Below are 14,963 nucleotides of genomic sequence, written 5' to 3' on the forward strand. Positions count from 1 at the left end.
GCTTTAGCGCGGTGGTCCCACCTGACCCCATGCCGAACTCAGAAGTGAAACGCCGTAGCGCCGATGGTAGTGTGGGGTCTCCCCATGTGAGAGTAGGGAACTGCCAGGCATTAATTAAGAAGAACCCCGTACCGAAAGGTGCGGGGTTTTTTGCTTTGTGCTTTTTCTCTCTGGCATTTCTCTTAATCCCTTATCCTGCTAATGGAATGTGTGATCTCTGTCTCAATGTTATTTATAACAAAATTATAACATTTCATTTACGAGGTAATTGAGTCTGCTGGCTCAATACGCCGCTGTTTATGGCAGGAGCATAATCACAATGACAGAAAGCATTGCATCAAACGGGACGCTGGCTAACAGCGATACCCGAAGAAGGGTATGGGCAATCGTCAGCGCCTCTTCAGGGAACCTGGTAGAATGGTTCGATTTTTACGTCTACTCATTCTGTTCACTCTACTTCGCACATATTTTCTTCCCCTCCGGCAACACCACGACGCAGCTTCTACAAACAGCAGGAGTATTTGCGGCAGGATTCTTAATGCGACCCATCGGTGGCTGGCTGTTTGGCCGCATTGCTGATCGCCGCGGGCGTAAGGCCTCCATGCTGATCTCCGTATGTATGATGTGCTTTGGTTCTCTGGTGATCGCCTGCTTGCCGGGGTATGAATCGATTGGTACCTGGGCTCCTGCGCTGCTTTTGCTGGCCCGCCTATTCCAGGGGTTATCGGTGGGCGGTGAATACGGCACCAGTGCGACCTATATGAGTGAAATTGCGCTGGAAGGCCGTAAAGGCTTTTACGCCTCATTCCAGTACGTCACGCTTATTGGTGGTCAACTGCTGGCGATTCTCGTCGTGGTGATCCTGCAGCAGATCCTGACTGACGAACAACTCCACGCCTGGGGATGGCGAATTCCTTTCGCGATGGGTGCCGTGCTGGCAGTTGTCGCACTTTGGCTACGTCGTCAGCTGGATGAAACCTCGCAGAAAGAGGTCAGAACGCTGAAGGAGGCGGGAACCTTTAAAGGGTTATGGCGTAACCGCAAGGCTTTCCTGATGGTGCTGGGCTTTACTGCGGGCGGTTCTCTCAGTTTTTACACGTTCACCACCTATATGCAGAAGTACCTGGTGAACACCACCGGGATGCACGCAAACGTCGCCAGCGTTGTAATGACCGTGGCGCTTTTTGTCTTTATGCTCATCCAACCGATCATCGGTGCGCTTTCGGATAAAATTGGCCGACGTACGTCGATGCTGATTTTTGGCGGGCTGTCGGCGTTGTGTACCGTGCCTATTTTGTCTGCGCTCCAGCACGTATCATCGCCTTATGCCGCATTTGCGCTGGTCATGCTGGCGATGGTGATTGTTAGTTTCTATACCTCTATCAGCGGGATACTGAAAGCCGAAATGTTCCCCGCGCAGGTTCGTGCGCTGGGGGTTGGTCTTTCTTATGCGGTAGCCAACGCGTTGTTTGGCGGATCGGCGGAGTACGTTGCGCTGTCGCTTAAATCATGGGGAAGTGAAACGACATTCTTCTGGTACGTGACGGTAATGGGGGCGCTGGCCTTTGTTGTCTCCCTGATGCTGCATCGCAAAGGGAAAGGCATTCGTCTTTAATAATGCGCCATCTGCCACACGGCATAGCCGGTCGTTGCGCCGGCGACATCCCAGGCGAAATCTTTCCAGCTCCAGCCGCTCCCTGAGGGGCGGCTATCCCATAGTTCTTTTGATGCCCCAAGGCCCACTGAGAACATCAACCCTATCGCCGCGCCACGGTCCCGGCTGTATCCCTGATGCTGCGCGTACTCATTACCGGCTGCAGACAGCATAGCGGAAGCGAGGAAGTGTTGTGCTTTGTCCTGACCGGACCAGCTATCGTTGGCCATATGACTGCAGCCACTCAGAAAGAGGACGCTCAGTAACAGGAGGATGCGCATTATAGGGCTCCATAAAAAAGCCCTGCGGATAACAGGGCCTGGACATTACAGAATTCGGCTGATAAGTCGGTCAATACGGATACGACGCAAGCGGCGAATCAGCTTGCGGACTTTCACCGGATAATCGGCAATGCTCTGCAGCTCGCGGTAATGATTAACCACCGTGGTATGCGTGCGAATTAACTCCAGTTCACGCTCACGCTGTGCGGCTAACTCATGCTGCGGGTCGTGGATCAGGATCGCGTTTTCCAGATCCAGTCGCCACGCGCGCGGGTTCAGGTTGTTACCGGTCAGCAGCATCCACTCATCGTCGACCCACATGCCTTTCAGATGATAACTGTTGTCTTCATCTTTCCACAGACGCACAACCAGCTGGTCAGTATTTACGTAATACTGCAAACGGCTCAGGAAGCGGCGCAGGTTAATTTCGTAAAGGTAAGGCAGCGCACCGATGATTTTGAACGGCTGATCTTCAGGAATGAAGAAGTCGTTCGCCGTTTTATCCCCGACGATAATTTCCACTTTTTTACCATCGCGCAGCAGCTGAATGATATTACGCACCAGTACGGCAGGAAGGTTAAAGTACGGCGTGCAGATGGTGAGCTTTTGTTCCGCGCACGGCATCAGATGGAAGATCGTTTTATTCAGCAGGCTTGATTTGCCGAGCCCAACCAGCGGGGTAACGGATAACTCTTCGTTGTTTGCATCACCCTGAAAATGATAGACCGCATCGCGCAGCTCCTGGCGGAAGGCGCGAACATCATTTTTGATCTCCGGACTCTTAGGACGCTCAGGATCGTCAAGGCGATTAACGCCACGGCCGTGTACCAGGTTTTTATCAACCCAGTTAAACATGATATCGGCCATCTGCGGATTACGGATCAGATGGTAACGATCGTAGCGATATTTATCGAGCTGATGAAGGTAAACGTCATTAAGACTGGCGCCGCTGTACAGAACGCTGTCATCAATGATGAATCCTTTAAAATGGAGGACGCCGAGCGCTTCGCGGGTATTCACCGGTACGCCATAAACAGGCACATCGACGCCAGGATTTTCCTGCGCCGTGCGGCAATACCAGTCTGCATTGGTATTTGAAGCGGCCGCGCCAATACGGCCACGCTGGGCGCGATGCCAGTCAACCAGCACGCGAACATCCAGTTCTGGACGCTGACGCTTGGCTTCATAGAGCGCGTTCAGGATCGCGCGCCCGCCTTCATCTTGTTCAAGATACAGGGCCACAATGCAAATGCGTCGCGTGGCACTGGCAATCTTTTCCAGAAGCGTCTCCCGAAAATGAGCGGGAGCGTAAAAGAACTCTACATCATCAACTGACTGAGAAATCTTCGGTAGTTGAGCAAGGTGTTGTTGATGTTTATTACGCTTAAATTTTGACAACATCACAGTGCGTTTCTTCTCTGTTCATTGAAGGGTTGTCTGTCCCATGCAAACAACATAAGCGGACAATGATACCACCAGTCCTGTCCAAAGTGGGTAACATTTCCAGTAGCTTACTCGGGTTTGTCTGCTGATGTCAGGCCGAGGGATAGGGCGACAATACCTTCGTCCAGCTGAATATCAACGTCAAATCCGAGTTTTCGCGCCAGGGTCACCATACCGCGATTGTTCGGCATAGTAATGCCATTCAGACGTAACAATCCGTGATCTCGCGTATAACTGATGAGTTTTTCCAGCAGTCGTCTGCCCAGACCCAGGCCTTTAAGATCGGAGCGCACCAGCACAGCAAATTCCGCGTCGACGTTATCCGGGTCAGAAATTGCGCGCGTCACGCCCAGGATCTCATCGCCTTTATCAGAGCGCCGAACGGCGACAAACGCCATCTCTCGATCGTAGTCGATCTGGGTCATATTGGCTAAATCATCGTGGGTAAATTCGTTGATTTCGCTAAAGTAGCGGTAATAGAGATCTTCTTTCGTAACCTGAGAGATGAAGGTACGCAGCTGCGGTTCATCTTCCGGCAGGATAGGGCGGAACAGGGCGCGTTCCCCATTCTTCATCTCAACCCACTCCTCCAGCTGCAGAGGATACGGACGGATCGCCAGTCGGCTCTCTCTGTCCCCTTCGAATCGGGCGATATCCAGCGTCACGTCCAGCGCCGTAAACTCAGTGCCGGAGGCGAGCAGCGGATGGATATCCAGCCGCTGGATCTCCGCACAATCGACAATCAGGTTAGACACCTGCACCAGGAACTGACTCAGCCCGGCTATATCGAGCGGACGCAGGGCGCTGCGGCCACGGATCTTTTTGCTTTTAATCGCCTGAATGATCAGATAGCGCGCCAGATTCATGTTCAGCGGCGGTAGCGCCACCGCGGCCTGCTCCTCCGGACGCCACTCAACGCCGCCTTCTCCCAGCATAATGAGCGGACCGAAGACGGGATCGTGTTCAACCACCACCCGCAGTTCCTGAGCTCCCGCGCGGTTAGCCATGCTCTGCACCAGCAGCCCGTGGATACGTGCCTGCGGCCAGGCCATTTTGACGCGATCGAAAATGGCATCGGCTGCCTGCTGCACCTCCGTGGCCGTGCGCAGGTACAACATGACTCCCTGAACGTCCGACTTATGCGGGATATCGGGGGAACGCAGCTTAAGGGCGACCGGGTAGCCAATCTGTTCGGCTATATGTACGGCCTCAGCGCTGTCGCTGGCGATCCAGGTCGGCAGAGTTTGCATCCCGTAGCTGCCCAGTATGGGCTGCACTTCATGCGTATCAAGCGAGGTCGCACCTTCTTCGATAGCCTGCTGTAATAGTCGGTGAACGTCGACGGTATTCGCCGTCAGGTTACCGGGCAACGCCGGGGTCTCGCGTAACTGCTTCTGATTGCGCCGATATTCCACCATATGCATAAATGCCGTGATGGTGCCTTCCGGCGTGCGGTAGGTTGGCAGTCCGGCTTCACTGAACAAGCGTCGCGCCTCCTGAGAGGAAAACTCACCGCACCAGTTGGTCAGCAGGGTGACGTATTTGCCGCGCGGATGGTTCCGTACTGCCTCAATCAGCGCCCGCGCGCTTTCACTGCCCGGCGCGACCGCGCTGGGGGAGTGGATAATCATCAGCGCATCGAAATCCTGGCTGTCCAGCAAAATGGAGATTGCCCTGATATAGCGATCGTTGCTGGCATCATCGCGCAAATCTAGGGGATTGCCGGGCGTCACGCTTGCCGGAAGCGCCTCTCTGAGGCGTTGCAGCGTCTCTTCAACCAGCGTGGCCAGCTTGCCGTTACGTAGCCAAAGCTCGTCCAGCGCCAGCGCGGCGGGGGCCGCGCCATTGCTGACAATCATCAACTTCTCGCCGCGCAGCGGACGCATATGGCTTAGCGTCTCAACGGCGGAAAAAAGCTCGTGTGTATCCTGCACCCGCAGCAACCCCGCGCGCTGAATTGCAGCATCCCAGGCGGGGTCCATGCCGGAATGAGACTGCAGCAGACGCTGAGCCGCAGGGCTGCGACCGCTTTTGATAACGAGGATCGGTTTATTGCGCGATGCGCTACGCGAAGCGGAAACAAAACGACGGGCGTCGCTCAGGTGTTCAAGATAAAGGAGGATTGCGCTGGTTTTACTGTCTCGCGCAAGGAAATCCAGCAGCTCGTCAACGTCGATATCCAGGCTGTCGCCCAGGGCTATGAAGTAGGAGAATCCCATTTCACGCTGCTGCGCCCAGTCGAGGATGGTGTTCGATACCGCAGCCGACTGCGAGATAAACGCCAGCTTGCCTTTACGGATCGGCACCGGGGAGAAGCTGGCGTTCAGCCCCTGCCAGGGCGCGAGCAGACCCAGGCTGTTCGGCCCAAGAATGCGCATTTGAAAGCGGCTGGCGCAGGCCAGCAGTTCGGGCTGCTGTTCAGGCGGAGACGAGAGAATAATGCAGGTTTTACAACCTTTCTTGCCGAGTGACTCCAGCAGTTCCGGATTGCGTTTGGCGTTTGTACACAGAACGGCGAGATCCGGTACGAAAGGCAGGCTCTCCACGTCCGGCCAGGCCAGCACGCCCTGAACGGCCTTATAAGCCGGCGTGACGGGCATAACGGGACCGTTAAATCCTCCGGCCAGCAGATTGCGCATCATCAGATAGCCTGCACGATCCGGTTTCATTGATGCGCCGATGACGGCGATGGATTTAGGACGGAGTAGCGCTTCTAACCCTCTCTGGCTCATGCAGGCCTCCTGTGAATGCAAGCGACCTGATGATTTTAAACGCTTTCTGTCTCCGTTGCTGTGATGCTGCCCTTATGAACGGTTTTTCCCGCCAGATAGCGCTCCCGGAAGCATGAGAAATGGTTGCCCAGGGCGCCTGCTGCAGCGGTATCTCCTGCTAAATCCAGCAGCGCGATGGCTACTTCGGCAGTGCAGTATTGCCCGTCAGCATGCGCTTCGCGCAGGCGGTAGGCCGAGACGCGGGAAAGATCGACAGAAATAACCGGCAGGGCGTCGAGGTAAGGGCTTTTGCGAAACATTTTCCGCGCTTCGGTCCAGGTACCGTCCAGCATAATAAACAGCGGCGGTTTTCCTGATGGCGGCGCAGTCAGAACCTGACGCTGTTCTCCCGCATAAGATGCCGGGAAAACCACCATCGGCTGGTAGTCCGGGCTTGCCACCAGGTCGAGCAGAGCCTGAGGTGGCTCAGTGCGCGACCACTGAAACGCGGCGGTATCCGGCAGAATATCGGCAATAAGACGCCCCGTATTGCTGGGCTTCATCGGCTCGGTATCGAACATCACCAGACAAAAGCGGCTCTCCGCCGTACTTGGGGCCAGCGTTTCGCACAGACAAACCTTCAGCGGCAGCAGGCAGCGCTGACAGCGACGTATGCGGTTGCCACGAGCAAGAAAGGGGCGAGTCGCGCGCGCAAGGCGTTCGGCGCGTAATTTAAGGACGGCGTTATCAGTCATGGGCGAAATGGAGGAAAAACCCTATTTTCGCAGAGGCGGGAACGGGGCACAAGGTGTGCCCCGGGAATGTTACAGCGATTCGTTTAACCAGCTATCGAAGGGGGCTTTTGGAACCGCACCGTTGAGCATATCGATCACTTCACCATTTTTGAAAATCATGATGGTCGGGATACTGCGAATACGAAAACGTGCGCTCAGCTCGCGTTCGGCTTCAGTATTGACCTTAACGAACCGCATTTTTCCGCTGCGCTCTTCGGCAACATCTTCGAAGATCGGCGCAAAGCTGCGGCACGGACCGCACCATGGCGCCCAGAAATCGACCACCACCGGGAGATCGTCCTTGAGGAGTTTGTCCAGCGTAGCACCCGTCGCGTTAATGACATCGCCATCAAACAATTCATGGCCACAACGTCCGCATTTCGCACCATCTTCAATCCGATCGTCCGGAATGCGATTAAGAGCCTGACAGTTGGCACATACGGTATTCATAACTAACCTCTGATAGAGCCGTGGGACAGCGGCAGAACGCCGATAATGTTTCTAATATGTTACATATTATCAATGAGCCTGTTTGAAACAACAATGCGTTTTATTCAATGAGAACAATAGTCACAGGCTTTTGTACGAAATTATGGCTATGCGCTGGCACATCGGGTAATCTGCGCGCTTCGCGCAGCGCTGGTGGAGAAAAGCATGAACGACGAAATGAAAAATAAAAGCGGCAAGGTCAAAGTGATGTATGTCCGCAGTGATGATGACTCTGATAAACGCACCCAAAATCCGCGTACCGGAAAAGGGGGCGGGCGTCCGGCGTCCTCTCGTGCAGACGGTGGCCGTCGCCCCGCCCGCGATGACAGAAATAACCGCGGTGATGACCGCAAACGTGACGATCGTAAACGCGACGATCGTCCGCGTTCCGACCGCCCACGTAATGACCGCCCACGCGACGAGCGTCCGCGTGATGACTTCTCACGTGATAACGCCTCCCCGTGGCGCACCGTTTCTCGCGCCCCTGGCGATGAGACACCGGAAAAAGCCGATCACGGCGGCATCAGCGGTAAAAGCTTTATCGACCCGGAAGTGCTGCGTCGTCAGCGGGCGGAAGAGACCCGCGTATATGGCGAGAACGCCTGCCAGGCGCTGTTCCAGAGCCGTCCTGAGTGTATCGTCCGCGCCTGGTTTATCCAGAGCGTGACCCCGCGCTTCAAAGAAGCGCTGCGCTGGATGGCGGCGAACCGCAAAGCCTACCACGTGGTTGATGATGCTGAACTGACAAAAGCGTCCGGTACCGAGCACCACGGCGGCGTCTGCTTCCTGATCAAAAAACGTAACGGCACGACCGTTCAGCAGTGGGTCAGCCAGGCGGATGCCGATGACTGCGTGCTGGCGCTGGAAGACGTGGGCAACCCGCACAACCTGGGCGCAATGATGCGCAGCTGCGCGCATTTTGGCGTGAAGGGCGTGCTGCTGCAGGATGCCGCGCTGCTGGAGTCCGGTGCCGCGATCCGTACTGCGGAAGGCGGAGCCGAGCACGTACAGCCGATCACCGGCGACAGCGTTCTGGATGCCCTCGAGCAGTTCCGCAAAGCGGGCTATTCCATCGTGACCACATCCAGCCACGCCGGTACGCCGCTGTTTAAAGCGACGCTGCCGCGCAAGATGGTGCTGGTGCTGGGTCAGGAACGCGATGGTCTGTCTGATGCGGCGCTCTCCAGTGCGGATCTGAGCGTCTCTATCGACGGAACGGGCAATGTGGAAAGTCTGAACGTATCCGTTGCGACCGGCGTGCTGCTGGCCGAGTGGTGGCGTCAGAATAAGGCATAAGCCTCTTATGTGCCGGGCCTGACCCGGCACATTCAAACCCTACTCGCTCTCTGCCGGTAACACAGGCATCCAGTCAATTGGCGTTTCGCCACGTTTTTCCAGCCATTCATTTGCCAGAACAAAATGATTACTGCCAAAGAAACCGCGATGGGCAGACAGCGGTGACGGGTGCGGTGCCTTCAACACGTGATGGCGCTGACGATCGATAATCGCCCCTTTCTTCTGCGCGTGAGAACCCCAGAGTAAAAACACAACCCCTTCACGATGCTCGTTAATCAGGCTGATAACTTTATCGGTAAAGGTTTCCCACCCAAGGCTGGCGTGCGAGTGCGCCTGTCCCGCCCGTACGGTGAGCACCGTGTTCAGTAACAGCACGCCCTGGCGCGCCCAGCTTTCCAGATAACCGTGGTTGGGGCGGGTAAACCCGGGCACGGTTCCTTCCAGCTCTTTATACATGTTGAGCAGAGAAGGGGGGATAGCCACGCCTGGACGTACGGAAAACGCCAGCCCGTGCGCCTGCCCAGGGCCGTGATAGGGATCCTGGCCCAGAATGACGACTTTCACATCGCTCAGCTCGGTATAGCGAAACGCGTTGAACACATCTTTTTGCGGCGGATAAATCGTCTGCCCGGACTGACGCTCAGCAGCAACGGTGCTGAGCGTATTGATAAAATAAGGCTGCTGCTTTTCTTCTGCCAGCACGTCATGCCAGGTTAAAGGTGTCGTCATGTCGCTCTCCTGCGAATCTCAATCTGTCACTAGCTTACCTGTTTAACTCTTGCGAGCAAAATTACGCGCTGAAATGCGTGCTAAGTAGTTAAATTTAGTTTGAAATGATGCAGGTTAAGTTGAATTGATAGAGTCGTTAAATTGATCTAAAGCAATAAATTCAAACCACACTCTTTATGTGGTTGGTGTTTTTGTTGATTTAAATCAATAAATCGCCGTGGTGTGAATGATATATATACACACAAGAAACAATGGTTTTACCAATTGGCCGCGTAAGGCCAGCATCAGTTAATGTAGCCTAAGGGAGGCAACACATGATTACAGGTATCCAGATTACCAAAGCGGCAAATGACGATCTGCTCAACTCTTTCTGGCTGCTGGACAGCGAGAAAAATGAAGCGCGCTGTGTAGTCGCGAAAGCGGGTTTTGCTGAAGATGAAGTCGTGCCGGTGAACAAACTGGGCGAAATCGAATACCGTGAAATCCCAATGGAAGTGCAGCCGGAAGTGCGCGTTGAAGGGGGTCAGCACCTGAACGTTAACGTGCTGCGCCGCGAAACGCTGATGGATGCCGTTGAGCACCCGGAAAAATACCCACAGCTGACAATCCGCGTGTCTGGTTATGCGGTTCGCTTTAACTCACTGACTCCAGAACAGCAGCGCGACGTTATCGCCCGTACCTTTACTGAAAGCCTGTAAGGCTTCAGCTACGGGGGGTGAATAAAAAAGCCGGGGATTTCCCCGGCTTTTTCTTACTCTTCAGTCTTCGTTTCCTGCGCTGCAGCGCTTGGCTTACGACGCTTACCAATGTTTTTGGTATCGCGGTGGCGCTGCTTCACCCGCGGCTTCTCTTTTTCTTTCTCTTTTCTCTCAGCACGTTTCGCGAGCGCTTTCTTGGACGGTTTACCCGTCATTTTTTCGCTCGGCGCACGTGTGGTTGGGCGCAAGCCATCAATAACGCGCGCTTTCAGCGGCTCGTCAACATAGCGGCCAATTTTCTGCAGCAGCAGGTAGTCATGCGCTTCAACCAGTGAAATCGCAATCCCTTTGCGGCCCGCGCGACCGGTACGGCCGATGCGGTGCAGATAGGTATCGCCGCTGCGCGGCATATCGAAGTTAATGACATGGCTCACGTCAGGGATGTCGATCCCACGTGCGGCAACGTCTGTTGCAACCAGCACGTTAACGCGGCCATCCGTCAGGCGCTTAATGCCTTCGGTACGCTTGATCTGCGCCATCTCACCTTCAAGATAGCAGTTGTTGATCCCGGCGTTACGCAGCATTTCAGCCAGCTCGTGCACGCGCTCGCGCTTACGCACAAACACGATGGTGCGAGTGGCGTCTTCCTGCTTCAGCAGGTGTTTGAGCAGTTCAACCTTGTGCTCAAGGTTATCCGCACGGTAATACCACTGGTGGATCTTCTTACGCTCTCGCGTGGATGGCGTCGCAGAGACTTCCACCGGATCTTCCAGCAGGCGCTCTGCGAAGTCTTTAATCGCATCCCCTTCAAGGGTGGCAGAGAACAGCATCGTCTGGTTACGCCAGCGCGTTTCACCTGCAATATGCTCGATATCCTGAGCAAAGCCCATGTCCAGCATGCGGTCCGCTTCGTCAAGGATCAGCGTTTCTACCGCGCGGCAGTCGAAGTTTTCTTCTTTAATATACTGCAGCAGGCGGCCCGTCGTCGCGACGACGATGTCCTGGTTTTCGCTGAACACTTCGGCGTGGTTCATATACGCAACGCCGCCGGTAATGGTGGCGATATCCAGATGCGTATTCGCCGCGAGTTCACGCGCGTGATCGGCAACCTGCATGGCCAGCTCGCGCGTAGGCGTCAGGATCAAAATACGCGGCGGGCCAGATTTTTTACGTGGAAAGTCGAGCAGGTGCTGCAACACAGGCAGCAAATAGGCTGCTGTCTTCCCCGTGCCGGTTGGCGCAGAACCGAGCACATCGCGGCCCTCAAGCGCAGGCGGAATGGCCGCTGCCTGAATGGCGGTCGGGCGTGTAAAGCCTTTGCTCTCAAGAGCATTGAGCAGGCTTTCATCGAGTTCAAGTTCGGAAAAAGTCGTTACAGTCATGTTCTACCTCTGTGTGGGGCGCTGATTATAGACGTTACGGCTGTAATCTTCATCTGTTTGTATGGATATCGCTTTGCGGCCACTTCGCTTTCCCCTATGCTACTCCAGTTTCACTTAGAAGGTTGTCCTGACATGTCTCAACTCAAAGCGCAGCTGCGCCGCGATGGTTTTACGTTTAAACAATTTTTTGTCGCTCACGATCGCTGTGCTATGAAAGTCGGCACAGACGGCATTTTACTGGGAGCATGGGCACCTGTCGCAGGTGTAAAGCGTATTCTTGATATCGGTACCGGCAGCGGGCTGGTGGCCTTGATGCTGGCGCAGCGTACTGAAGAGCATGTCACTATTGATGCCGTGGAGCTGGATGCGCAGGCCGCAGGGCAGGCGGGTGAAAACGCGGCCGAGTCCCCCTGGGCTGACCGGATAAGCGTTCAGTGCGCGGACGTGCTGGCCTGGGCGCCTGAGCAAACGGCGCGTTACGATCTGATCGTCAGCAACCCCCCTTACTACGAGCCCGGCGTGGAGTGCGGTTCACCGGAGCGTGAACAGGCGCGCTATACCGGTTCACTCGATCACAAAGCACTGCTCGTCAACGCGGCTGAACTTATCTCAGAAGAGGGCTTTTTCTGCGTGGTGCTGCCAGAAAGTACGGGCAATACGTTTATCGCTACCGCGCAGGAGATCGGCTGGACGTTACGTTTGCGAACTGACATCTCTGATACGGAAGGACGACTGCCGCACCGCGTACTGCTGGCGCTCTCGCCAAAAGAGGGGGAGTGTTTTAATGACCGCATGGTGATCCGTGGGCCAGACCAGCGTTATTCCGAAGATTACACCGCTCTGACCCAGGCGTTTTATTTGTTTATGTAAACCTGTGGGGCGAGTATCGACGGGCCGGACTCGGCAAGCTGATCCGGGTAGTCGAGTGTGTAGTGCAAACCGCGGCTCTCTTTACGCATCATCGCGCAGCGAACAATCAGCTCGGCAACCTGCACCAGATTGCGCAGCTCCAGCAGATTATTGGAGACGCGGAAATGGGCATAATATTCATCAATTTCCTGCTGCAGCATCGTAATGCGGCGCAACGCGCGTTCCAGACGTTTCGTGGTGCGCACAATCCCAACGTAGTCCCACATAAACAGCCGTAGCTCGTGCCAGTTGTGCTGGATCACTACCAGCTCGTCCGGGTTCTCCACGCGGCTCTCATCCCAGGCCGGTAAACGCTCTGTTTCACGGGCGTAAGGCATGCGCTTCGCGATGTCTTCCGCCGCTGACCAGCCGTACACCAGGCACTCAAGCAGCGAGTTAGACGCCATACGGTTCGCGCCGTGTAGCCCGGTATAACTCACCTCACCAATAGCATACAGACCGTCTACGTCAGTGCGTCCGTGATTGTCAACCATCACGCCACCGCAGGTATAGTGGGCCGCAGGCACAATTGGCACCGGATCGCGTGTTAAATCAATGCCAAGATTGAGCAGCTTTTCGTAAATCATCGGGAAGTGCTGGCGAATGAATTCTGCGGGCTTATGGCTGATATCGAGATACATGCAGTCCACGCCAAGGCGCTTCATTTCGTGGTCGATGGCGCGGGCAACGATATCGCGCGGCGCCAGTTCACCCCGGGCGTCAAAGTCCGGCATAAAGCGGGTACCGTCAGGGCGCTTCAGATAAGCGCCTTCGCCGCGCAGGGCTTCCGTCAACAGGAAATTGCGCGCCTGAGGGTGGAACAGGGCGGTGGGGTGAAACTGATTAAATTCGAGATTCGCCACGCGGCAGCCGGCGCGCCAGGCCATGGCGATACCGTCTCCGGAAGCGATATCCGGATTCGTGGTATATTGATACACCTTAGAGGCGCCACCCGTAGCCAGTACCACAGCCTTCGCCTGACAGGTTTCCACCTTCTCTTTATTACGGTTCCAGACCCACGCCCCCACCACGCGACGCGTGCCGGGCAGGCCTATCTTGTCGGAAATGATCAGGTCAACCGCGTTGCTCCGCTCAAGGACCCGGATGTTAGGATGGTTCAGCGCTTTGCTGACCAGCGTGGTTTCCACTTCTTTTCCGGTAGCATCCGCGGCGTGGAGGATGCGGCGGTGGCTATGGCCGCCTTCACGCGTTAAGTGGTAGCTCTCTTCACCGTTGGGCTGAACCTGAGTATCGAATAAAACACCCTGATCGATAAGCCACTGAACGCAATGGCGGGCATTGCTGGCGACAAACTCTGCGGCGTGCGCATCCACGATCCCGGCCCCGGCAATCAGCGTATCTTCAACATGTGACGCAATGCTGTCGGTCTCGTCAAATACCGCGGCAATACCGCCCTGAGCATAAAATGTGGAGCCTTCGCTTATCGGGCCTTTGCTCAGAACGATGACGTTCTGATGTTCGGCCAGACGCAGCGCCAGAGAGAGACCGGCAGCGCCGCTGCCGATGATCAGTACATCACAATGAAGTTCAGGTGTTGTGTTCATGATTGTTGTTTAATTTACTAAACAGTGTTGGGGCAGAATAGCACCTGAATGCGAGATATCGCACGTTTTTTTTAATGAGAGTTGCAATGGCTAAACGCACACGCAGGGGTAAACGAAGGGTAAATGAATGAAATTATTTTGCGAAGCAGATCGTTAGCGTCAGATTTTGTGGTGAAATAAAGCCTGTGTTGCGTTACTCTTCTGGCGGGAAAAAGATGTTTCTTGTCAGAAAGTGGTGCGTATCGTGAACAGACTTATAATGAGAGAAAATGAATGGTCTGCGGCGCGATGAACAAAAACAAAGGCGTTACGGAACTTATTGAAGATCGGACACTCTAACCTGGTGCTTGCTCAAAGTGCGGTAGTTATAGAGTGGCGTTTCGATAACGCGTGGAATTTAGGTTTGGGGAGACATTACCTCGGATGAGCGAGCAGTTAACGGACCAGGTCCTGGTTGAACGGGTCCAGAAGGGAGATCAGAAAGCCTTTAACTTACTGGTGGTGCGCTACCAGCATAAGGTGGCGAGTCTGGTTTCCCGCTATGTACCGTCAGGTGATGTACCTGATGTGGTGCAAGAGTCTTTTATTAAGGCCTATCGCGCGCTGGAATCTTTCCGGGGAGATAGTGCTTTTTATACCTGGCTGTACCGTATTGCTGTCAATACGGCAAAGAATTATCTGGTTGCTCAGGGCCGTCGTCCGCCGTCCAGTGATGTAGACGCTATCGACGCCGAAAACTTCGAAAGTGGCGGTGCGCTGAAAGAAATTTCGAACCCTGAGAACTTAATGTTGTCAGAAGAACTGAGACAAATTGTTTTTCGCACGATCGAGTCGCTCCCGGAAGATTTACGCATGGCAATTACGTTACGGGAGCTTGATGGTCTGAGCTATGAAGAGATAGCCGCTATCATGGATTGTCCGGTCGGCACGGTACGTTCACGAATTTTCCGTGCGCGAGAAGCTATTGATAATAAAGTTCAACCGCTTATCAGGCGTTGACGATAGCGGGATA

General features: G+C 54.9%; 14 protein-coding genes and 1 rRNA gene. 7 read left to right on the top strand and 8 right to left on the bottom strand.

Going from position 1 to position 14,963, the window contains the following annotated elements; translation table 11 throughout:
- Both rrf and UTO39_RS13610 read left to right on the top strand, forming a co-directional pair.
- Nucleotides 1-109 (top strand): 5S ribosomal RNA (rrf, locus tag UTO39_RS13605); the annotation flags it as partial.
- 210 nt (nucleotides 110-319) lie between these two features.
- Nucleotides 320-1,615, top strand: coding sequence for an MFS transporter (locus UTO39_RS13610; protein WP_061097353.1), 1,296 nt, complete (start codon nucleotides 320-322; stop codon nucleotides 1,613-1,615).
- On the opposite strand, the gene UTO39_RS13615 is transcribed toward UTO39_RS13610, so the two are convergent.
- The 5 genes from UTO39_RS13615 to trxC all read right to left on the bottom strand — a co-directional run bounded on the left by UTO39_RS13615 (nucleotide 1,612) and on the right by trxC (nucleotide 7,333).
- Nucleotides 1,612-1,935 (bottom strand): YfiM family lipoprotein, encoded by a 324-nt coding sequence (locus tag UTO39_RS13615; RefSeq protein WP_320727384.1) that lies wholly within the window; start codon nucleotides 1,933-1,935, stop codon nucleotides 1,612-1,614. The two genes, UTO39_RS13610 and UTO39_RS13615, sit on opposite strands and share 4 nt — an antisense overlap.
- Before the next feature lie 45 nt (nucleotides 1,936-1,980).
- Nucleotides 1,981-3,336 (bottom strand): CDP-diacylglycerol--serine O-phosphatidyltransferase, encoded by a 1,356-nt coding sequence (pssA, locus tag UTO39_RS13620; protein WP_023331103.1) that lies wholly within the window; start codon nucleotides 3,334-3,336, stop codon nucleotides 1,981-1,983.
- A 110-nt stretch (nucleotides 3,337-3,446) separates the two neighbouring features.
- Nucleotides 3,447-6,110, bottom strand: coding sequence for a GNAT family N-acetyltransferase (pat, locus tag UTO39_RS13630; RefSeq protein WP_320727385.1), 2,664 nt, complete (start codon nucleotides 6,108-6,110; stop codon nucleotides 3,447-3,449).
- Nucleotides 6,111-6,145: 35 nt separating this feature from the next.
- Nucleotides 6,146-6,844 carry a tRNA-uridine aminocarboxypropyltransferase gene (gene tapT, locus UTO39_RS13635; protein WP_045260163.1) on the bottom strand — a complete coding sequence of 233 codons (699 nt, stop codon included), beginning with the start codon at nucleotides 6,842-6,844 and terminating at the stop codon, nucleotides 6,146-6,148.
- A gap of 69 nt (nucleotides 6,845-6,913) precedes the next feature.
- Complete coding sequence (gene trxC / locus UTO39_RS13640; protein ID WP_061097357.1) at nucleotides 6,914-7,333, bottom strand: thioredoxin TrxC; 420 nt, start codon at nucleotides 7,331-7,333, stop codon at nucleotides 6,914-6,916.
- A gap of 204 nt (nucleotides 7,334-7,537) precedes the next feature.
- Between trxC and UTO39_RS13645 the strand changes: the two genes are divergently transcribed.
- Nucleotides 7,538-8,668, top strand: coding sequence for a tRNA/rRNA methyltransferase (locus UTO39_RS13645; protein ID WP_253543051.1), 1,131 nt, complete (start codon nucleotides 7,538-7,540; stop codon nucleotides 8,666-8,668).
- A gap of 39 nt (nucleotides 8,669-8,707) precedes the next feature.
- Here UTO39_RS13645 and ung read toward each other — a convergent pair whose 3' ends face one another.
- The gene (gene ung, locus UTO39_RS13650; protein ID WP_023333064.1) at nucleotides 8,708-9,397 is read right to left on the bottom strand and encodes a uracil-DNA glycosylase; all 690 of its coding nucleotides are present in this window, start codon (nucleotides 9,395-9,397) and stop codon (nucleotides 8,708-8,710) included.
- 314 nt (nucleotides 9,398-9,711) lie between these two features.
- On the opposite strand from ung, the gene grcA reads away from it, so the two are divergent.
- Nucleotides 9,712-10,095 (top strand): autonomous glycyl radical cofactor GrcA, encoded by a 384-nt coding sequence (gene grcA, locus UTO39_RS13655; RefSeq protein WP_061097359.1) that lies wholly within the window; start codon nucleotides 9,712-9,714, stop codon nucleotides 10,093-10,095.
- A 53-nt stretch (nucleotides 10,096-10,148) separates the two neighbouring features.
- On the opposite strand, the gene srmB is transcribed toward grcA, so the two are convergent.
- Nucleotides 10,149-11,477, bottom strand: a complete 1,329-nt coding sequence (gene srmB / locus UTO39_RS13660; RefSeq protein ID WP_041908660.1) for an ATP-dependent RNA helicase SrmB — start codon at nucleotides 11,475-11,477, stop codon at nucleotides 10,149-10,151.
- A gap of 132 nt (nucleotides 11,478-11,609) precedes the next feature.
- Between srmB and UTO39_RS13665 the strand changes: the two genes are divergently transcribed.
- Entirely contained in the window at nucleotides 11,610-12,347 is a 738-nt protein-coding gene (locus UTO39_RS13665; RefSeq protein ID WP_151414123.1) for a tRNA(1)(Val) (adenine(37)-N(6))-methyltransferase TrmN, read from the top strand.
- Here UTO39_RS13665 and nadB read toward each other — a convergent pair.
- Entirely contained in the window at nucleotides 12,332-13,951 is a 1,620-nt protein-coding gene (gene nadB, locus UTO39_RS13670) for an L-aspartate oxidase (protein ID WP_320727386.1), read from the bottom strand. The two genes, UTO39_RS13665 and nadB, sit on opposite strands and share 16 nt — an antisense overlap.
- A gap of 343 nt (nucleotides 13,952-14,294) precedes the next feature.
- Between nadB and rseD the strand changes: the two genes are divergently transcribed.
- Nucleotides 14,295-14,378, top strand: a complete 84-nt coding sequence (gene rseD, locus UTO39_RS22345) for a rpoE leader peptide RseD (RefSeq protein ID WP_231940818.1) — start codon at nucleotides 14,295-14,297, stop codon at nucleotides 14,376-14,378.
- Nucleotides 14,375-14,950: an RNA polymerase sigma factor RpoE gene (gene rpoE / locus UTO39_RS13675; RefSeq protein WP_028014102.1), complete on the top strand. Its 576-nt coding sequence runs from the start codon at nucleotides 14,375-14,377 to the stop codon at nucleotides 14,948-14,950. Before rseD ends, rpoE begins: the two co-directional genes overlap by 4 nt.
- Nucleotides 14,951-14,963: the final 13 nt, after the last annotated feature.

The organism is Enterobacter sp. 118C5 (assembly GCF_034107645.1).
Taxonomy (GTDB): Bacteria; Pseudomonadota; Gammaproteobacteria; order Enterobacterales; family Enterobacteriaceae; genus Enterobacter; species Enterobacter nematophilus.